Source organism: Sporosarcina sp. PTS2304 (assembly GCF_003351785.1).
GTDB lineage: Bacteria > Bacillota > Bacilli > Bacillales_A > Planococcaceae > Sporosarcina.
In genome coordinates this window covers 135328-155782 of sequence record NZ_CP031230.1, presented here as the reverse complement: position 1 = coordinate 155782, position 20455 = coordinate 135328, and the positions used below count along the sequence as shown (strand labels likewise).

At 38.2% G+C, this 20455-nt stretch carries 16 protein-coding genes; 11 read left to right on the top strand and 5 right to left on the bottom strand.

All coding sequences use genetic code 11. The annotated features are described in order from the left end of the window. Positions 1 to 113: 113 nt before the first annotated feature. On the bottom strand, positions 114 to 2639 hold the full coding sequence (locus DV702_RS00625; RefSeq protein ID WP_114922965.1) for an S-layer homology domain-containing protein: 2526 nt from the start codon (positions 2637 to 2639) through the stop codon (positions 114 to 116). A gap of 395 nt (positions 2640 to 3034) precedes the next feature. Between DV702_RS00625 and DV702_RS00620 the strand changes: the two genes are divergently transcribed. The 3 genes from DV702_RS00620 to DV702_RS00610 all read left to right on the top strand — a co-directional run bounded on the left by DV702_RS00620 (position 3035) and on the right by DV702_RS00610 (position 5542). Beyond that, a complete protein-coding gene (locus DV702_RS00620; protein WP_114922964.1) occupies positions 3035 to 3511 on the top strand; it encodes a VanZ family protein in 477 nt (158 codons plus the stop codon). Positions 3512 to 3595: 84 nt separating this feature from the next. Further along, the gene (locus DV702_RS00615) at positions 3596 to 3898 is read left to right on the top strand and encodes a hypothetical protein (protein WP_114922963.1); all 303 of its coding nucleotides are present in this window, start codon (positions 3596 to 3598) and stop codon (positions 3896 to 3898) included. A 231-nt stretch (positions 3899 to 4129) separates the two neighbouring features. Beyond that, the gene (locus tag DV702_RS00610; protein WP_162805680.1) at positions 4130 to 5542 is read left to right on the top strand and encodes a GGDEF domain-containing protein; all 1413 of its coding nucleotides are present in this window, start codon (positions 4130 to 4132) and stop codon (positions 5540 to 5542) included. Between the two features lie 815 nt (positions 5543 to 6357). Here DV702_RS00610 and DV702_RS00605 read toward each other — a convergent pair. Then, positions 6358 to 6933, bottom strand: a complete 576-nt coding sequence (locus DV702_RS00605; RefSeq protein ID WP_114922961.1) for a 3D domain-containing protein — start codon at positions 6931 to 6933, stop codon at positions 6358 to 6360. Positions 6934 to 7213: 280 nt separating this feature from the next. On the opposite strand from DV702_RS00605, the gene DV702_RS17275 reads away from it, so the two are divergent. Both DV702_RS17275 and mgtE read left to right on the top strand, forming a co-directional pair. Then, positions 7214 to 7864, top strand: coding sequence for a general stress protein (locus DV702_RS17275; protein ID WP_114922960.1), 651 nt, complete (start codon positions 7214 to 7216; stop codon positions 7862 to 7864). A 136-nt stretch (positions 7865 to 8000) separates the two neighbouring features. Continuing rightward, the gene (gene mgtE, locus DV702_RS00595; RefSeq protein ID WP_114922959.1) at positions 8001 to 9359 is read left to right on the top strand and encodes a magnesium transporter; all 1359 of its coding nucleotides are present in this window, start codon (positions 8001 to 8003) and stop codon (positions 9357 to 9359) included. Between the two features lie 325 nt (positions 9360 to 9684). On the opposite strand, the gene DV702_RS00590 is transcribed toward mgtE, so the two are convergent. Both DV702_RS00590 and DV702_RS00585 read right to left on the bottom strand, forming a co-directional pair. Beyond that, on the bottom strand, positions 9685 to 11103 hold the full coding sequence (locus tag DV702_RS00590; protein ID WP_114922958.1) for an amidase: 1419 nt from the start codon (positions 11101 to 11103) through the stop codon (positions 9685 to 9687). Further along, on the bottom strand, positions 11096 to 11287 hold the full coding sequence (locus DV702_RS00585) for a hypothetical protein (RefSeq protein ID WP_240315656.1): 192 nt from the start codon (positions 11285 to 11287) through the stop codon (positions 11096 to 11098). Before DV702_RS00585 ends, DV702_RS00590 begins: the two co-directional genes overlap by 8 nt. A 465-nt stretch (positions 11288 to 11752) precedes the next feature. On the opposite strand from DV702_RS00585, the gene DV702_RS00580 reads away from it, so the two are divergent. Further along, positions 11753 to 13438 (top strand): M14 family metallopeptidase, encoded by a 1686-nt coding sequence (locus DV702_RS00580; RefSeq protein WP_114922956.1) that lies wholly within the window; start codon positions 11753 to 11755, stop codon positions 13436 to 13438. Positions 13439 to 13642: 204 nt separating this feature from the next. Continuing rightward, complete coding sequence (locus DV702_RS00575) at positions 13643 to 14008, top strand: DUF2188 domain-containing protein (RefSeq protein ID WP_114922955.1); 366 nt, start codon at positions 13643 to 13645, stop codon at positions 14006 to 14008. 18 nt (positions 14009 to 14026) lie between these two features. Here the strand turns inward: DV702_RS00575 and DV702_RS00570 are convergent, their stop codons facing one another. After that, entirely contained in the window at positions 14027 to 14590 is a 564-nt protein-coding gene (locus DV702_RS00570) for a DUF488 domain-containing protein (protein WP_114922954.1), read from the bottom strand. 381 nt (positions 14591 to 14971) lie between these two features. On the opposite strand from DV702_RS00570, the gene DV702_RS00565 reads away from it, so the two are divergent. From DV702_RS00565 to DV702_RS00550, 4 genes are all read left to right on the top strand, one after another. After that, a complete protein-coding gene (locus tag DV702_RS00565) occupies positions 14972 to 16606 on the top strand; it encodes an ATP-binding protein (protein WP_114922953.1) in 1635 nt (544 codons plus the stop codon). 16 nt (positions 16607 to 16622) lie between these two features. Further along, complete coding sequence (locus tag DV702_RS00560) at positions 16623 to 17321, top strand: response regulator (protein ID WP_114922952.1); 699 nt, start codon at positions 16623 to 16625, stop codon at positions 17319 to 17321. A gap of 172 nt (positions 17322 to 17493) precedes the next feature. Next, a complete protein-coding gene (locus tag DV702_RS00555) occupies positions 17494 to 18825 on the top strand; it encodes a CitMHS family transporter (protein ID WP_114922951.1) in 1332 nt (443 codons plus the stop codon). 650 nt (positions 18826 to 19475) lie between these two features. Further along, positions 19476 to 20387, top strand: coding sequence for a diacylglycerol/lipid kinase family protein (locus DV702_RS00550; RefSeq protein ID WP_114922950.1), 912 nt, complete (start codon positions 19476 to 19478; stop codon positions 20385 to 20387). Positions 20388 to 20455 lie beyond the last annotated feature (68 nt).

Sequence of the window (20455 nt, the reverse complement as noted above, 5' to 3'; positions counted from 1 at the left end):
CACTCTATTCTACCTGTACCCTGCGCAAGGTCAGGTAAACGTAAAAAACTCTATTCCTTGAACGTATTCAAGGAATAGAGTTGAATTGTACTATTTATTTAGATCATCGTATATTACTGAGCCGGTACATTTACTTCTATTGCTTTTGTACCTACTGGAACTGTTTGACCTTCTGGCGTTACGCTAACTACGATCGTACCTTTAGCGCCAGATTTTACTGTACCTTTAATCGTTCCTGCTGTTACTCGTAGGTTCGTAATATCTTCACCCGGTCCAGAATAACTACTTGCAATGGAGCCTAATTTAATATCAGTAGTGCTATTATAGCCATTGCCATCTACATCAATGTAGATCACACCACCAGCTGTAATTTCTGGTTTCACTTTAGAAGATGTCAATGTAATCCCTTCACTCTTAACGATTGGAAGAGCAATGACACCTGCTTCAGTGACAGGCTTCGCATCTTCAAATTTCACAGCTGTAATGACTGGCGTAGAATCTACTACCGTAATCGTTGCTGTTGCTCTAGTGACATCGCCTTCTTTAATCATCAGCTCTGTAGAACCTTTTTTAACAGAAGTAACTTTGATTTCACCGTTTACATAAGTAGCTGTAGCTACAGATGGATCAGAAGATGTTACTGCATACTTCGCATCATTTTCCGCACCAATTAGGAAACCTTGTGCATTGTATTTATTCCATACTAATGTAACTTCCTGATCGTCAGAGCCTTTCATTACGTCTAATTGGAAATCATCAGCCGCAGATTTTGTTTCGAGTTTTCTTGTAGCTACTGTTTTATCATTTGAAACAGAAGCCTTTACAGTGGAAAGAACTGTATCTCCGGACTTAATTTGAAGATCTGTTGTGCCAGGAGCTACCCCTTTTACAGTGAGAACCGCTTTACCTTCAGCTGTATTTGAAAGAGTGGCTGTGGCAATCGTTGCATCTTTCGTTTCTACAGTGAGTTGACCATTGAACAAATCGCCATACTGATCTGTTACGACTACATCAATAGTAGTCTCACCGTTATCGATGATCTTCGTTTCCGTAGAAGCTGCTACTGCTTTAGACGCGATACGCTCTCCTGATACTACTGTTAACGGAATATTTTTTGTAGCATCATCTACTTTAACAACAATATTCACTTCACCTGGGCTTACTAATGTTACTTCCCCTGTTTTTGAATTTACTGTCGCCACGCTCGGATTGGAAGATGTATACGTCGTGTTCTGGTCAGTTGGCACTACTGTATCACCGTTTAATGTAGTAGCTTTCGTAGCTTTTACATTCACTTTTCCACTTTCAAGAGGAACTTTTCCATTCTCTACTTTTACGCTTCCTTGAGTCACTGTAACTTCGCTAATTTCAGCGATATATGCTGCGAAATTCAATACTTTTACATCTACTAATTCTGATTCTACTTTATTGCCGTCTTTAGATACGACTACTTTATAAGAGAATTGTTCGCCTGCAATTAATTTATCTTTTTGAAGTTCTCCTGTCGCTTTATCTTTAAATACATCTGACTTCGTAGATTGGAATTCAACTGTAAAGCCTGCATCTTTCAATTTCTTTAAGTTAGCAGGTGCTCCGTCTACAGTAAACATTAATAACTGACCTTCAGTTTGTGCGTTTACTTGTGTAGTCGTACCAGCTACTTTTCCTACTTTCATTTCATAGGTAAATTTGAAAGGTGTAACTTGATCGTCTTCCCCTTCTACTTTCGTTGTTACAGTGAGTGTCATTTCTTGGCCGGATTTTAATTCGTTTTTCAATTCAACGACCGCTTGAGTACCTTCTTTGTTCACTGTGTAAGATGCAATTTCATTACCTTCAATTTTTAATTGCTCTGCTTTTAGAAGGTTTAAATTTGTCCCTTTCAATAAAAGACCTTTTTCAGTAGGAGCTTCCACAGAAGTTACTTCTGCCACTTCAGGTACTTCTGGTGTTTCTTCTCCTGGCGCTTCTACTTTACTCGTTTTGTATAAGAACGAAGCAAATTGTCCACGAGTTGTTGTTTCTTTCGGTCTGAAGTTTGGTGCAGCTGGGTTTGTGATATCGTAGAAGTCCAGTACATCAATAGCTGTACGCGCTTCAGATTTCGCTAATGCCAAGTCCACAACGTCTCTGTCGAATTCTTGATTTTTGACATACGTTAATAAATCTGTTTTGTTTACGGAATCATATGCGCGAACTAAAACAATCGCCATATTCTCACGTGTAATGCTCCCTGCAGCATTTAGTGATCCATCTTCATATCCTTTAAAAACATTATTGTCTTTTACAATAGCTGCAGACTGTAAGAGTTCGTCATTGGATTTTGCAGTTAAGTCTGTGAAACGTGGGTTTGTTTTATAGTCTTTTGGAATTTCATAGCCCATTGAAACTAGCCATTTACCCATCAATTTCACAACATCTGAACGTGTTAACGTTTTATTCGGCTTAAAAGAACCGTCCGGATAACCTGAGATTACCCCGGCAGTCGAAAGCGCATCAATTGCTTCTTTATGAGAGTTCGTTTCATTGACATCATTGAAATCTGCCGCACTAACGACTGGTGCTACAGCTGATGCTACCAATGCTGCAGATGCTACACCTGTCAGATACTTACTGTATTTTTTTGATTGTGATTTCATTAAAAAACTTCCTCCTTTTAATTGCTCTAAATGAAATTTCACCTAGACGTGCGAGTAATGTGACTAGTACTCTCTTTTCTGTATACCTTATTCTTATATAATTAATCACTAAGAATACTATTTCAGTAAGAGAGACCTACTTGAGCGACTTTTACTTGCTCAAGTTAAATCTTAGCATACCTTTCCATAGTTGGTAATGGTAATAAAAGGACAGATTGCATATATGATCGGCTTTTACTACACTCTTCCAGTATACAATCTACATATTACATAAACATTACAAGTATATTATAGTAGAGTTTCAAAATATCATAGTTAATGGATTATGTGAAAAACAACGAAGATTTTAGAAGCTTCAGCGCGTGATCATGATCTATTCGTGATACAATCCATTTATGAAAAAAATTCTTGTGTTTCTTTTACTCATTATAATTATTGGCGGTTTAGTCATCTCATCCAGTCAGACATACGAACAACAGTCGTTAGTTTCAACACTTAAACAATTGCTACCTAGCGAACCTGGAAAATCAGCATTATCCACACTTGAATTTACTTATTGGAACCGTCCAATATCTGTTGAAGAACGTGGGTATTATCATTTTGTCGAATTTCTAATTAGAAAAGCTGCTCATTTCATGACATTTGGACTGCTCGCATTACTCATTTATTCATTGTGGCCTAAAAAGAAAGGACGTTTACTCGGTTCAGCACTTCTCACTCTTTTATTTGCCTGTGCGGACGAACTTCACCAATCCTTTACTGGTGGTCGTACAGCGACTATACAAGATGTGTATTTAGATATGGCGGGAGCACTGACATTTTTATTCCTTGCCACCATTATTCAAGCATGTCGGAAATCTGAACGAAAATAACTGCCACTCGCAATTTAACGGAATCACTTATTTCAGATCATACAAGTGATGAACTATAATAGTTAAAATCAGGAGGTTTTCTCTATGAATCATCCAGTCGATCCACTACTTCAATCTTTATCATATATCTATATACAACGCGCGGTTGATCGCTTAGAACAGAGCTTTCATAAATCCTTTCATTCCATTTGTTTATTTCAAGATCGTATTACAACTTCACAGCGTACATTTTCTTTAGAACATGTTTTCGATTTGTCCTATCGCCCTTTCTCGGGACAGACAGGACTTTTCTATCTTCATACAAATGAAGGAGTATTTACATTTGAAATTACAGAAAATCCAGATCATTTTATTCAGTCGTTTAAAAAAGTCCGAATTAAAAAGTAGTATTAATTACTCACTTTTAAATATATTTAGAATCTTTAGTAGTGTGTTTATACAGCTTAATTTAAGGGTATTAAAAACTATATAAAGGACAAATATCTCTAATAGATTATTTTATTCTCTAATTATTCACTATATTTAAAATAGAATCATGATATAATGGTAGTGTATCATGTAAAAATTTATGACCTTAGTCCTTTTACAGGCGTGTATAGAATGAGAGGGAGGGCTACGATGAACTATCAAAATGATATAGAAATCTTATATGACTCTATTAGCTGGGAGAAAAAAGAGGGAAACTATAAAAAAGTAAGCATACTTGCAGAAGAGTTATTGAAAACTAGTACACTTCATTCATATAGAAAAGCTATATTGTATGGGCATTACCTATGTGCTACCTCTTATTATTATTTAGGGAATTTTGAAAAGTTACTATTTCATGTAGAAGCGCATCACAAAGAATGCCAATTATACGGGACAAAAAAAGATTGGATGCGTTCATATTATTTACAGTATGTCATCAGTTCATTCGCTTCTGATTGGGTACAAGAAAAGAAGTTTATAGATGATGTCTTATCAATTGCCCTTGAAACTGATCACTACTCTTATGCAAGTATGGCTTATAGTAAATTGAGCTATATTATGAATCAACGTCAAAAGTACGAAGAAGCTTTACACGCTGCGCAATGTGCACTCAGTTATGCTACTACTCATGCACCAGACATCAAAATCCTTTCCATCCGAGCACACTTACACATCATTGAATCCGCTCTAAATTTAAAACGTGCTGACTTGGCGATGACTAGCATTGAGCAGTTAAATGATTTGGAAAAGTCCACTTATCTCACACGCGAAAAAGCATTTTTAAAAATTTTAAAAGGCCGGCTGTATGAATTACTAGGTCAACCCGCTAAAGCTCTTCACTACTATACAATAGCTAAAGAACGTGAAGAACTTCTTAATGATTATGTATTATTACGAGATATTCAACAGAAACGAATGGCATTGGCTGAAGATATTTGTACATTTGATGAGCTGGCAATTATTCAAAAAGAATATATTGATTTATTGCATGAAATGGAAAATCACAATTGGGTCAAGGCAGCGATGGAGTTAAATATACGGTTGCAAACTTGTAAAAATAAGACAACTGAAAACATAGATTATTTAACTGGTGTATACAATCGTAAGTTTTTGGAAGAGACAACAAATCGCTGGCTTTTGAATGCTATAGATACTAAAGAAACTATTGTCTGTATCGCATTTGATATAGATAATTTAAAAGCGATTAATGATACGTATGGACATTTAGTAGGCGATGAAGCGATAAAGCTAGTAGCACGTACGTGTTCTGCCGAAATTAGAAGAGATGATCTACTGGGACGTTTCGGAGGCGATGAATTCGTGCTCGTCATGCAAGGTATTTCGTTAGATCAAGCAAAGAAGAAAGCTTCACTGCTCGCTTCTAAAATTGAAGAAACTTCCTCGAACCCTAAAGAAATCCCAACAAAAGTCACTATTAGTATCGGGCTCGGTGACAATGTCATGCGCGAAGTAAAAACATTTAAAGATTTATTTCATTTAGCAGACTTAGCGCTGTATCAAGCAAAGAAAAACGGAAAAAACCAAGTAGTTTCATTCGTATAGCCAAACATGAATGCCTTGAAATAAAGGATTCATGTTTTTTATTTGCAAAGAATGAAAAGCTGTCCAATCACTCCCTAGACGAATCAGACACAAAAATCATTGCCCTTTCTTTGCGTAATGCAGTGAAAAGCAACTTACGAAAGAAAGTATATCCCTTACCTCCCGAACGCGCCCGGCTGAAACGCAACGTAACGACATACCTTACATCTCCCATCACTCATCCGTTGAATCCCAACCATCTAGAAATAACAACTCAATGGTTGAACCTCACTTCTACAGAAAGCTGAAAAGTGCAGTGTAGTGAAAGCCGGCGACTCGGGGAGGATCAGGCCGACAGGTGAAACATCCGGCGTAACGAAGTGAAGCGGTATGGTTCACCGCGACCCCTCCCGAACGCGCCCGGCTGAAACGCAACGTAACGACATACCTTACGTCCATCACTCATCCGTTGAATCCCAACCATCTAGAAATAACAGCTCAATGGTTGAACCTCACTTCTACAGAAAGCTGAAAAGTGCAGTGTAGTGCAAGCCGGTGACTCGGGGAGGATCAGGTCGACAGGTGAAACATCCGGCGTAACGAAGTGAAGCGGTATGGTTCACCGCGACCCCTCCCGAACGCGCCCGGCTGAAACGCAACGTAACGACATACCTTACGTCTATCACTCATCCGTTACATTCCAAACCTTCAGAAACGATAACACAACGGTTCACATATCAACAAACTTTTCAAGTATAGCCGAAAGATAACTAATTCCCATAAAAAAAGCCGTCACAGAAAATCAAATAGTACTGATTTTCTGGACGGCTTTCATATTAGTTTAGTACTTTTACTTTTACGTTCTTACGTCCCCATTGGTACGCACGTGACTTATTCGGCATAAAGACATCAATCTTTTTACCTTTAATAGCACCGCCTGTATCGCCCGCAATTGCATAACCATATCCCTCAACATGAACTTTCGTACCCAATTTAATAACTCTAGGATCTACTGCGATCACTTTAAGATTTGGATTTTTACGTAGATTCAATCCAGTTCTCGTAATACCGGAACATCCATTACAATGCGCTGTATATGCTGTTGCACTTACCATGAACTCTTTCGCAACCTTCGCCCCATTTGAACGAGATGGTGTTTTTGCTGCTGAGTTTGATGCCACTTTTGAAGACTTCACCAAACGTAATTTTTGATTCGGATAAATTACTGTTGACTTTAAGTTGTTCCATTGCTTTATATTTGAGACCGAAACTTTATGTTGCTGTGAAATTTTATATAAAGTGTCACCCTTCTTTACTGTATGTACAGAAGTTGCTGCGGATGTCTCATTCACTCCACTTGCAAAAATTGTGATTAACATGGCTACTGTTAATGAAAATAATAACTTCTTCAATATGCCACCCCTAACGATTTGATAAACTCATCTTACCAATCTATTATTACAGTCATATTACAACTATCAGTCAAAATGATTACAATACTAAGTCTAATGTTACAAATTTATATTCAAAAAAATAAAATATAAAACATATTAGGTATTTCCAACGATATGACTATATAGTCCATTCCTATGTTCGACAGCCTTATAGCACATTCAGCGTTTAATTTTGATATTATCGGGTACTTTTTCATTAGAGTTAAAAGCCAAAATACGTAGAAGGAGGATATCATTTATGGTTAAAAGACAAGTGGTAGGCGCATTTGATACAGACAGAGAAGCTATTGCCGCAATCGAGAACTTGAAGAGTCAAGGTTTTACTGCCGACGAAATTTCGGTGATTAGTAAAGATCCAGATGAAACTAATCATGTAATAGATGAAACAGATACGTATGCAAGTGAAGGAGCCGCTACTGGGGCTGCTACCGGAGGAATAATCGGTGGTTTAGGAGGTATACTAACTGGCATTGGAGCCTTGACTATACCTGGCGTAGGCCCTTTTCTAGCTGCCGGTCCTATCGTTGCTGGCATAACAGGCGCTGCAGCCGGAGCAGGTTTAGGAGGGCTTGCAGGGGTACTCATAGGTATGGGAATTACTGACGAAGAAGCTGCTTTATATGAAGAACGTTTCCATCAAGGAAAAGTCTTAGTATTAATTGATTCCGATTCCTACAATCCAACTGTCCATTCCCGTCGCACAACTTTTAAAGATATGGCCGTCCCAGACCCTGCGGTTAAAAAGACTTCTACAGAACACCGTCATCACCACGGCGATATGGCTAAGGATTATGTAGATCCTGACGACAATCCATTAATAGACCCTAATCCTCTAGTAGAGCCTAATGAAACATTTGATCCGTTAACTGATAAGAGACATAAACCATAAGATGAATGTAATTTCTATACACACTCTACACAATGCATGAAGGAGCTTACCTTCATGCATTGTTTGAGTCAAGCTGTATATTATGTAACAAACTTTTTCATATTGTAAAATAATTCACATTTGTGAGGTGACGATTATGCCAGAGCTGACTGATAGAGATGATATTTCGAGAGCCATAATAAAATTGATCAAAGATGGAAATTTAGATTCTTTGAAACGCGCAATTCAGGAGTTAAGTAGTAATGAAATTGCGGCACAATACCGCCGACTTCCGCGCAAGCGTCATATAATTTTCTTAGAAATATTGAGTACCGAACAACTTATCCATCTAATAGAATCATTGACAAGAAATGAACAATTACGCGTTCTGGAACTAGTAGGTCCTATTCGTTCAACAGAATTACTGGATGAAATGAAAAGTGAAGAACTATCTTTTCTGCTTGCCGATCTTCCTGACAAGAAAGTAAATAAGTTAATTACGGATATGCGACAAGAGCAAAAGAAGAATATTCAACAACGAAGAAAATACCCAAAAAACTCAGCAGGAAGAATTATGATTACTCGATATATATGGATTCATCAATCATATTCTGTCGAGAAAACTATTGAAAAATTAAAGCATTATGAAGATTTTGCCCATTACTTAAATTACGTCTATATTATTAACGATGAGAAAAAGTTAGTCGGTGTTGTATCGTACCGTAATTTATTGCTTGCTGATAAAGATTGTTGTGTAAAAGATATAATGGAAACTTCTGTAGCAAAAGTATTTTCAACTACAGATCAAAGCGAAGTTGCCAAAATGATTGGTCGTTATGATTTTGTTTCTCTTCCTGTCGTCAATGAAGACAATATATTGGTAGGGATTATTCGTACCGATGAAGTACTTGATCTAGTCGTCAGGGAAGCTGATCGAGATATCGAGATGTTATTCGCTTCCGGAAAGTCGATTGACTTCCACACAAAACCTTTAGTCGCCGCTTACAGAAGACTCCCATGGTTAATTTTACTTTTATTTATCGGGCTAGTTTCAGGCAGTATTATTTCACGTTTTGAAGATACGCTTGAAGCTGTTGTGGCCCTTGCATTTTTCATGCCCATGATTGCAGGAATGACCGGTAATACCGGAACCCAGTCGCTTGCCGTCGTTGTCAGAGGGTTAGTATCTGAAGACATGACTATGAAGAAATCATTACATTTACTACTGCGTGAATTATTAGTAGGAATTATATTAGGTATAGTGTGTGGCGGAGTTATTACATTGATTGCTTATATATGGCAAAAAAATCTTACGCTTGGATTAGTTGTCGGTTCTTCGTTAGTAGCGACTCTTATCATTGGAACCATTGCCGGAACCGTCATTCCACTCATTTTAAATAAATTTAAAGTAGATCCTGCTGTGGCATCCGGACCTTTGATCACAACGATTAACGATATTCTTTCGCTTCTCATTTACTTCAGTATCGCATCGATGTTTATTTCTAAACTTATGTAAAATAGTAATCAGAACAGTCATACTATTCGATTTATCACCATATAGTATACTAATGAAAGTCTCATGTAAGGTTCGTGTAATTTATCTCAATTAGATTCCAAACACTACAGAAAGATGACATTCTTCACAGTTCAATGATATGCGTTTATTACGTTTTGTCATCGGTTATACTGTTAGTAACACCAATTGCACAAATGGATTTGGGTTGAAGTTTGGTGCAGCTGGGTTTGTGATAGCGAAGAAGTCGAATATCGTGCCGCTTAGTCGAAGAGCGTGTATATAAAAAAGTGCTACGACCATGGGTTGATCGTAGCACTTTTTTTATTTATACTTTTGAAAGTAAATCTGGCATCTTGTTTTTCATTGGATTAGTTTGTTCAATTGCGTAGCCTACATCTAACAGTAAGGCTTCTGAAAACGCCGGACCAATAATTTGCACTCCGACAGGTAATCCAGCTTTAAAGCCGCCCGGCACCGACAGCGCAGGTAATCCCGTTAAATTACTAGGACCTGTAAAACGAATAATATTATCTATTAAATCTACTTTTTTCCCATTTAAATCTACTGTATCTTCACCTATTACACTTGCTACTACGGGTAATGTAGGCGCAAGTAACACATCTACTTTTTGAAAAGCTTGCTGGAACTCCTGTTTCAACTGACGCCGCACTTGTTGAGCCTGTAAATAATCCACTGCTGACGGAAGTTCTCCAAGCTCAAACAACATTCTGATATCAGCACCGAAGTCTTGCGGTCTCTTCAACATATCTTCATGATGAATTGTCGATGCTTCAGAAAGTGATGTAACCAGTTCTGCCCATTCTGCATACTTCAGAGAAGGGATTTTTACAACTTCTACCTTGGCTCCTTGATCTACAAGTGCCTGAATAGTACCGCGAACTACTTGATCTACTTCGTTATCAACTTCTTTAAAGAAGTACTCTTCGTTCACACCTATCACTAAATCTTTTACGTCTCCTTTAATTTTCTGCAAATGAGAATCTACCGGAGTATCAATAGATGTCGGATCCTTCAAATCATAACCAGAAATAATATCCATCATACCAGCAGCGTCTTTAATCGTTTTTGTCATAGGACCGATATGATCCAGCGACCATGCCAGTGGATAGCACCCATACTTGCTCACTCTTCCGTGGGTAGGCTTCAGACCAACAATTCCACAGATGGAAGAAGGAATGCGAATGGAACCTGCCGTATCTGTACCAAGTGATGCAACGCTCGACCCTACAGCTACTGCCGCTCCAGAACCACCACTCGAACCGCCTGGTATTCTGTTCGTGTCCCAAGGGTTTCTGACAGCCCCGTAATGTGGGTTATTATTCGTAATACCCCATGCATATTCATGCATACTTAGTTTACCAGTAAAGATAACCCCTGCGTCTCGTAACTTGGTCACTACAGTTGCATCATCTTTTGGAACGAAATCTTTATGAATCTTTGACGACATCGTAGTTACTTTATTTTTAAAATACAAGTTGTCTTTCAAGGCCATCGGTATTCCGTGGTACATGCCTCGATAGTTCCCGTCTTTAATTTCTTTTTCAGCTTCAAGTGCCGACTGCTCTGCTTCTTCCCGATAAAATGTCATATACGCATTAATTGTTTCCTGCGTCTCTTCTGCATGATCTAAAACAGCTTTCGTTAGTTCAACAGGAGATAGCGAACCATTTTTAAGTAGGGGCGCTAATTCTTCTACAGATTTTTGAATCAATTCTTTAGCCAATATGATCACCTCCAGGAATGTTTCGAAGACCTATATCGGCATCTTCAATTTTAATGTTCTCCAAGTTTCCTCTTAAAGCTTGCATTCCCTTCCAGCGACTTTCCAAGATCTCCAAATGCTCAGGTGTTACCTGAATCCCTTTGTTCTTTAACAGTTGCTTGACGGACAGAGACAATGCATTCACTCCTTCTGTTTATAATTATCTTCATAGGTAAAACCTAGTGAGATCAAAACTAAAAGAACGACTTCTTTTTACGCTAAGTCGCTAAGTACTGACGAACAACCATAGTCTAGCATTATTAGATAGAGTAATCAAACTATTCGAAATAGAATGATTATAAAGTCGTACCTTCATTATGCCACTTCACCAAGTCGCTATGCTATTTGTCTGTAGTAAGTTAGCAGATTACATATTGAATGTATAGAAAATATAATTAAAATAGAAACGAAAGCATCATAGGTAGTTGAATTTCAAACTTCCGATTTCTCACTCACTTCCTAAGTACTTATATAAACTGCTATATGCTGGATAGTTTGTACGATATTATCTGCTTTGCATCTTAAATAGTTGAGTTGTTTAGTATCCTCCTATAGTTTAATAGATGTAAGCGCTATCTTTTTATTTAATATAACTACTAGGAGGAATACTATGTTGAAGAAAAAACTGGTTATACCCGCAATATTAGCAACTATGATTGTTGCACCTATTTATTCAACAGCAAATTTAGCAGAAAAGTCGGTTCCCCCACCAGCTGCCGGACAAACTAATTCATCACACACACCTTATGCCGGACAATCTTATGAGCAACCTGAAAATGTTCTTGCACTTTATAAAGAACCAGAGTTTGATCTCGTAACGCCAGGTTTAAAAAATGGGAAGTGGATGACAAATAATCCTGATATGATTACGTACTTACAGAATATCGTAAATGAAAACTCAGATATCGTAACGATGGAAGTTGCCGGACAATCTCTAGAAGGTGTAGACCTTCCTATGCTAGTGTTTACTAAAACGAGTGGGAAAGATTCACCCGAATTCAAAGCTAAGCCCACTGTATGGCTTCAAGGACATGTCCATGGAAATGAACCAGCTGGTGGTGAATCAATGCTAGTCATGGCAAATGAATTGGCAAACGGACGCTTAGGCGATGAAGTGTTAGATAAGATTAACGTAGTCATTTATCCACGCATCAATCCTGATGGCGCGCAATATTTCCAACGTCAAACAGCTTTGCGGCTAGATGCAAACCGAGATCATGTCAAATTGGAATTACCAGAAACACAAGCTCTTCACAATGGGATGAATCAATTTAAACCAGAAGTAGTAGTAGATGCACATGAATACGGAATGAGTAACTCGACGTATAAACAGTTTGGAAAAGACGGTTCCATTAAGTATCACGACATATTATTATTGGCAGGAAAAAACTTAAATATCCCTTCGGAAATCCGTAAACAATCTGATGACTTATTCGCTGCAAATGTATTTAAGAGCTTAACAGACAAAGGATATTCGAACCGTGAATACTTTACAAATAGCTCTAAAAATGGCCATGTTACATTAAATGAGGGCGGAGCAGAAGCTAGAATTGGTCGAAATGCTAATGGTCTTCAGCCCAGCTTCTCTTTCCTAGTAGAAAGCCGTGGAATCGGGATTGGTAAAGAAAACTTTGTACGTCGGGTCGCTTCACAAGTCGAAACACATTCAAGTATTTTAAGAACAACTGCAAACAATGCTGCGCAAGTTAAGAAGATGGTAGCAGATGCTCGCGATGAAATTACTGAAAAAGGAAAAACATACTCTGAAGAAGATACAGTAATTTTGCAAAGTAAAAGCACTGAGTTGAAAAATCAAACGTTAGAAATCGTAGATGTTGCTACAGGAACTGTAAATGAAATACCTGTTACGTATAATAGTTCGACAAATGGTGTAGCGACAGTAGAAAGAGTTCGTCCGACAGCTTATATTTTACCACCAGCGTATCACGATATTGCGAAGAAATTAGAGACGCAAGGTGCTACTGTTAATAAAACGAAAAACGCACAGGAACTTGTTGTCGAAAGTTATGTCGTTACAGATAAAAAAGTAAATACAACTTACTATGAGGGTCATATGCTTGCAGATGTAAAAGCGGAAGTATCTAAAAAGAACGTTCACTTCCCTGCTGGCAGTTATGTAATCAGCATGGCACAACCTACAGCAAATTTAGTGGCATTATCACTGGAACCTGAATCGGTAGATAGCTATGTAGCATTTAACTTTATACCGGTAGACGTTAAAGATGAAGTTCCCGTTTACCGCTATTTGAAAGAACTTGATTTAGTACTAGAATAATTTCTAGTATCTAGAAATAAATAAATCGATTCATCGCACTATAAAAGTGCGTGGTTTCAGTAGAGATGAACTTTCTCTTTGAAACCACGCGTTTTGCATAGATATTTACCTGATAAACATCATTCTTCATGACTTCATTGTCTACTATGTATCAAGTTTATCCTTTAGCAAAACGGGAATTTGTTACATAGGAGGTGATTGTTGATGCCATGGAATAAAAATGATTATCCCGCGTCTATGAAAAATCTAGATCCGAAAGTCCGTGAAAAAGCGATTGAAATTGCCAATGCTTTGTTACGTGATCATTATGAAGAAGGACGTGCCATTTCAATCGCTATAGCCCAGGCACATGAGTATGTCGAAGGAAAAAGCGAAGGCAGACCGCACTATGAAGTGAAACCTAGAGAAAGCGAATGGATTCTAACAAAAGCCTCTAGCGATCATGTATTAAAAAAAGAATCTACAAAATCAGAATTACTGACGAAAGCAAAAGAATACGTTACAAAACATGACGGCATATTATCTATCTACCATGCAGATGGATCATACGAAAACACATTATACGAATAAACTAGCCCACATCGTGTGCTAGTTTTTTTCTTCTTCTTTTGGCGGATAGATCACTTGTCCATCTTTTTGTACAACAGGTTCAGCTCCCCACTTTCCAATTTCATGATCTTCTATAACTGTTTTCCCTTTTGATCCATCTATTATATGTTTAACATTCAAATCATGAGAAACAAGCCAGTTACTAATTAGTAATCGATGACAGCGAGCAGGATGACGTTCCGAACAGCAAATAGCTACTCGTTGTTGCTCTGCTTCTTTGATTAGATTAGCTATTCCCTTTTTAAACTCGGGAGTCAGTGTATAGTCTGCATAGTTATGAAAGGACTGATTATTCCATCCGTCATTCACTTCCGAATCGATTGTTTTAGATTTGCGACGACGCCCTCCTAATTTACTGCAGTGTCTATAGTCAATACCCGCTTTGGGAAGCCATTCTTTCATGCGATCTTCATGAAAATGAGGAAATTTCCGACTACCTGGAAATGCTCGTACATCGAGCAGTTTTTCAATTCCAGCATCATGTAATAGTTGCAAAAACTCTTCCTTCGTATGCGTAGAATGACCGACCGTATAAATTATCACTTTTCATCCCTCCTATTAATTCTACTCTTCCCTTCTTTTTTACTCATTTAACCTATATTATCAATCCTATTAATTAACCATAAAGATGTATAATTCACTCATTCATTTATATAAAAGCAAGTTTGACTATGGCGATTGGATGAAGTGATACTGACCTGAATTGTCTTTCGGCTTGCGCTTCCAAATAATACGCTTTCCGGCGAGAGAATCCTAAACGATACACTATTTTTACAACTACTTGTCAAAAGCATTTTATTTCTAAAAAACACATTCCTTTATTTAGATAATCAACAGGCTTGCTAAAGTATATAAAAAACGTACTCCTCATTTGCAACGGTCATGGTATGCTGAATTAACGAATAATCGTAAAGGAGATATTCTATGATTCGAATTCGTAAAGACGATATGCATAATCATCATATACAGAAAAAACCTTTCTTCAACCTTCATTTGAAAATGATTGGATTGATCGGTGCGTTATCTATCGCAATTATTTTACTGATCGGCGGATTCATAAACTTTTTCGTCACAGATATATTAGAGACGCAAATTAGTGAACGCGCCCTTTCTATAGCTAAGAATGTAGCGTTAATTCCTACTATCTCAGAAGCATTTGAAACAGATAACCCTTCGACTATAATCCAGCCTATCGTCCAAACGATTCAAGCACAGACTGATGCCGAGTTCATCGTGGTTGGTAATGCGCAGGAAATACGCTATTCGCATCCCAATCCTGAGCGTATTGGTCAAAAAATGATTGGAGAAGATAATACACGCGCACTTTTACATGGCGAGACATATATCTCGAAATCAAAAGGTTCTTTAGGAAATTCTTTACGTGCCAAGACACCGATTTATTTGCAGGATGAAATTGTAGGTGTCGTCTCCGTAGGTTTTTTAGTGAATTCTATTGAATCAATCATTTGGAATTATAGTAAAGAAGTTTGGCTAGTACTTCTCGGCATTTCTATTGTAGCTATAGCAGGCGCTATTTTAATCGCTACTTACATAAAGAATCTTTTATTCGGTTTGGAGCCTGAAGAGATTTCACATTTGCTATTTCAAAAAGAAACGATTATGCACTCTATTCATGAAGGGATAGTGGCTATTAATACAGAAAGTAAAATTACGATGATTAATTCCGCTGCATTAAAACTGTTATCTGACAGTGAACAACAGACTAGCGATTGGATCGGGCAAACGATTCAAGAAAGCTCACCCAACTCCGATCTTCCTTATGTTTTAGAGACAGGTCAGTCTGTCTTCGATCAGGAAAAAGTATTTGGTACGAATTTTGTGTATGTAAATAGTGTTCCAATATTTTATGAAAACGAATTATTAGGAGCTGTATCTACATTCCGCAATAAAACTGAGATCGAGAAATTGACGAAAGAACTCGATCATGTACAGCAGTACGCCCGTGCGTTACGTTCTCAAACTCATGAATTTGCAAACAAACTTTACACGATTACAGGACTGATCCGTTTAAATAAAAAAGAAGAAGCGCTTGAATTCATCCAACATGAAACGACTATTCAACAGCATTGGATGCATTCCTTACTAGATGAAATAGAAGATCCGTATGTCAGTGGCTTACTCGTTGGCAAATTAAATCAAGCGAGTGAATTACAAATTAACGTCACTGTTCAGCCCGGAAGCCAGCTGCATACTACTCTTTCTGATAAAAGTCGGCAAGCTTTACTGACAGCTATAGGGAATTTAGTAGATAATGCATTTGATGCGGTATATGACGAGCGTTCGATTTCTCGGGAAATATCGATCTCTTTCTCTGATTTTGGACAAGATGTATTATTTGAAATCGATGATTCCGGACCCGGTATTACAGAGGACAGTTTACAAGAAATTTTCACGACAGGCTTTACGACGAAAAAAGGGACAGGTAGAGGATTAGGTCTAGCTTTGACAAAACAAGCGATTGAAGCCGCAAATGGTCACCTCTCTGTTGAATGCAGTGAGTTAGGCGGAACCTATTTTGTAGTTTCTATTCCTAAATAAAGGAGGATACATTTTAATGGTACATACTATACAAGTAATGATTATAGAAGATGACTTTCGCGTGTCACAAATTAATCGCCAGCTAATCGAAAATATCACGGGCTTTCACGTGTTAGTCGAAACAAAAACTGCAGCTGAGGCATTAGCATTTTTACAACGAACAGAAAGTTTGCCTGATTTGATTTTACTGGATATTTATATACCAGACAGTCCAGGTCTAGAACTATTTTGGCGATTACGTAAAGACTATCCGCTCATTGATATTATTTTATTAACCGCCACAAAAGAAGCTGAAACTATCCAAGAAGTCATGCACGGCGGTATTGCGGATTTTTTGATAAAGCCAGTTACTCCAGAACGATTGACTAAGTCTTTCACTCTCTATCGTTCAAATCAAGTAGTACTCACTTCAAAGTCAGAACTTACTCAAGCGGACGTAGATCGAATAATGGGTATAGCAGCACCTCAAGTGTCTTCAAATTCTACTGACAGTTTACCTAAAAGCATCGATCAACTGACATTGGATCGTATAGAAAAAATATTTGATAGCACCCCCACTGCAGGCATGACGGCGGTTGACACTGGTGAAGCTGCCGGTGTCAGTCGATCCACTGCACGAAGATATCTTGAGTATTTAGTTTCAACTGGAAAAATAGAAGCACAACTTCATTACGGTGTCGTCGGCCGGCCCGAACGCATCTATAGTAAACCGTGAACAATATGAACAAAATGCGGTAAATAAACTGTATTCACCTTATTTTCATAAGCTATTTCGATTCTATTCTCCATGATACATTAAGAATAATTGTAGAGTGATTATTTAGATACGACTATTTGTATCCGCTTACATCACTCTTTCATCTTAGGATTAATTGGAGGGAATCGCTATGTTAAGTATTATTGGATTACTCACGATTTTCGTGATCGTCGCTTTATTGATCAGCGGAAGGATTACACCTATCGTCGGTCTCGTCATCGTTCCTATTATCGGTGCGTTCTTTGCCGGATTTGATTTCAAAGAGATAGGCGAGTTTTTTGGAAACGGAATTGATTCTGTTATTAGCGTAGTGATTATGTTTATTTTCGCTATATTATTTTTCGGAATTATGCAGGATGCGGGAGTATTTGACCCACTAATCAATACAATGATTAAAGTATCGCGTGGAAATGTTGTCGCTGTGGCAATGGCTACCGTCATCATTGCGGCTATTGCACAGTTGGACGGATCAGGCGCTTCTACATTTTTGATTACGATTCCTGCTTTATTGCCGCTATATAAACGGTTGAAAATGAATCCTTACTTGCTTTTACTGCTCGTAGGAATTTCCGCGAGTATCGTAAATATGGTACCTTGGGGAGGGCCACTTGGACGCGTGGCGGCTGTACTCGGTGTGGATGTCACAGAACTTTGGCGTCCACTTATAAAAATACAAGTCATTGGACTACTACTTTTAGTGTTTGTCGCATTCGTCTTAGGATTGCGGGAAAAACGACTTATTAGAAAAAGGATTGCAGATGGATTGGTTGATGATCCGATTGAAGAAGATGAATCAGTTGACGAAAATCAGCTGACTGCAAAAAGAGAAGCTTTGTCCCTTCAACGTCCAAAACTGCTTTGGTTAAATGTCATAATCGCAGTTACAGTTATTGGTTTACTCGTTTGGGGAGAAGTTCCCGCTGGATTTATCTTCATGGTAGGATTTAGTATTGCATTGCCTTTAAATTATCGCTCAGTGAATGAACAAATGGATCGGATCAAAGCACATGCACCAAACGCTTTACTCATGGCTGCAATCATTTTAGCTGCCGGTTCATTCCTCGGAATTCTAAACGGCGCTAATATGCTAGATTCAATTGCTACAGATTTAGTAAAAGTTCTTCCTGTGTTTATCGTTCCTTATTTACACATTATTATCGGGTTCTTTGGAGTTCCATTCGATTTATTGCTGAGTACTGACGCTTACTACTTTGCTTTATTACCAATCGTCGAGCAAGTCGTTTCAGGCTTCGGTGTATCTTCTATTTCGGCTGCTTATGCTTTAATTGTCGGGAATATTATCGGCACGTTTGTCAGTCCATTCTCCCCTGCCCTTTGGCTAGCACTTGGCTTAGCAGGCTTAGAAATGGGGAAACATATTCGTTATTCTTTCCTCATTATGTGGGGATTCAGTATCGTGTTATTCTTAATCACAATGGCTTTAGGAGTTATTACATTTTAACAAGCCTGTTGATTAACCATACTATGTATAATTCTCTCGTTCATTTAGTTTAAAACGATTTTGACTATGGCAGTTGGATGGAGTAAGGCTGACTTGATATGATGCGACCGTTTTTGAATTTAGATAGCGTTGAAGTGTTGTTAGCTACGATGACTTTTTCAATGAACTGAGTAGAAAAAGAAATGACTCTATATGCATTCAGTCAGGCAATCCATAACTTCAACCACACTGTTCAGGAAGCGAAACTTACCATACTCTATTTCAGGACAAACACTGACTTACGAACACAAACTGAAGGATTTTACCGGAAGAACCGGCGACTCTTGGAAAAACAGGAAAAGCCGTGGCGAAGGACGGCTTTTGCACTTGACAGGCGTAATCGCCAAAGCACTTTTGGCGAGTTCGCCGCGTCCCCTTCAGGAAAGCGTCCGGTTTCTCTCGGGAGAATCCTAAAGCGTACACTACCTCTACAATTACTTGTCAAAAGCACCTCATTTCCAAATACCAATTCCTTTCTTTGGATAGCCTCTTCAAACGTTTGCTGTGATCTGACTGTTTCACTCTCTCCCATCTATAAACCCATGTGCTGCTTGCTAATTGTTTTCTTTGTGATTTTTACGGGAATAACTAGTGGAAAAGGAGTGAACGTGATGCTGCATTTCGACAAAGCTTTATTTGTCTATAACCGCACGGCGGGTGACATAGAGATTGAAGAAAAACTGTCTCAGACAATCCCCATTTTCACACAAGCAGTTGATGAGTTAATCATTTTAAATACATCGTCTGAAGAGGAACTACAACAAGCGTGCATAAACTATAGTGATCAAGTCGATGCACTTATTATTCTTGGAGGAGACGGCACAGTCCACACGTGTATTAACAGTATTGCGCCGCTACCGATCCGTCCTGTCATTGCTATTTTACCAGGTGGCACCTCAAATGATTTTAGTAGAACCGTAGGAATCCCTCAGGCACTCGAAAAAGCAGCACATGCATTAATTAATGGAAAGATTGTTGAGACAGACATCGGACAGGCTGACAATCGATATTTTATGAATTTTTGGGGGATTGGATTAGTAACGGAAGCTTCTGAAAATGTTAGAGATGAAGAGAAGAAAAACTTCGGTCCGGTCAGTTATGCCCTAAGTACAATCCGTACCTTAAATCAAGCAGAACAATTTTCCTACAATGTACAAACCGCTTCCAAGCAATATGAAGGAAAGGCGATTTTATTATTCGTATGTAACGGACGGTTTATCGGAACGGCACAATTACCAATACCCGATATTTCCATTACAGATGGCAAGCTGGATGTATTACTAGTGCGTGATTCCAATCTCTCAGCTTTTCGTGAATTATTTATATTACAAAATCCTGCAATAGATAATGAACAATTAGATGAATTGGAGTACTTCCAGACTGACATGTTACGGATTCAACAACCGCTATCAAATAAAGTGGATATGGATGGCGAAATCTATGACGAAACTTCTTCTGTTATTACATTATTACCTAAACATCTACGCATCATTCATCCGCTGGAGATGCAAGATAAGAAATAGATTTCCATAATCGAATGTACAAATCAATAAAAAATGACCAAAGAAAAACTATTCGTTTTTCTTTGGTC

What these genes read in the sequence shown, in the direction of transcription:
- DV702_RS00615 (WP_114922963.1), top strand. Translation starts at nt 3,596, where the DNA reads ATGAATCATCCAGTCGATCCACTACTTCAATCTTTATCATATATCTAT.
- DV702_RS00625 (WP_114922965.1), bottom strand. Translation starts at nt 2,639, where the DNA reads ATGAAATCACAATCAAAAAAATACAGTAAGTATCTGACAGGTGTAGCA.
- DV702_RS17275 (WP_114922960.1), top strand. Translation starts at nt 7,214, where the DNA reads ATGGTTAAAAGACAAGTGGTAGGCGCATTTGATACAGACAGAGAAGCT.
- DV702_RS00565 (WP_114922953.1), top strand. Translation starts at nt 14,972, where the DNA reads ATGATTCGAATTCGTAAAGACGATATGCATAATCATCATATACAGAAA.
- DV702_RS00575 (WP_114922955.1), top strand. Translation starts at nt 13,643, where the DNA reads ATGCCATGGAATAAAAATGATTATCCCGCGTCTATGAAAAATCTAGAT.
- DV702_RS00610 (WP_162805680.1), top strand. Translation starts at nt 4,130, where the DNA reads ATGAACTATCAAAATGATATAGAAATCTTATATGACTCTATTAGCTGG.
- DV702_RS00550 (WP_114922950.1), top strand. Translation starts at nt 19,476, where the DNA reads ATGCTGCATTTCGACAAAGCTTTATTTGTCTATAACCGCACGGCGGGT.
- DV702_RS00560 (WP_114922952.1), top strand. Translation starts at nt 16,623, where the DNA reads ATGGTACATACTATACAAGTAATGATTATAGAAGATGACTTTCGCGTG.
- DV702_RS00555 (WP_114922951.1), top strand. Translation starts at nt 17,494, where the DNA reads ATGTTAAGTATTATTGGATTACTCACGATTTTCGTGATCGTCGCTTTA.
- DV702_RS00580 (WP_114922956.1), top strand. Translation starts at nt 11,753, where the DNA reads ATGTTGAAGAAAAAACTGGTTATACCCGCAATATTAGCAACTATGATT.
- mgtE (WP_114922959.1), top strand. Translation starts at nt 8,001, where the DNA reads ATGCCAGAGCTGACTGATAGAGATGATATTTCGAGAGCCATAATAAAA.
- DV702_RS00620 (WP_114922964.1), top strand. Translation starts at nt 3,035, where the DNA reads ATGAAAAAAATTCTTGTGTTTCTTTTACTCATTATAATTATTGGCGGT.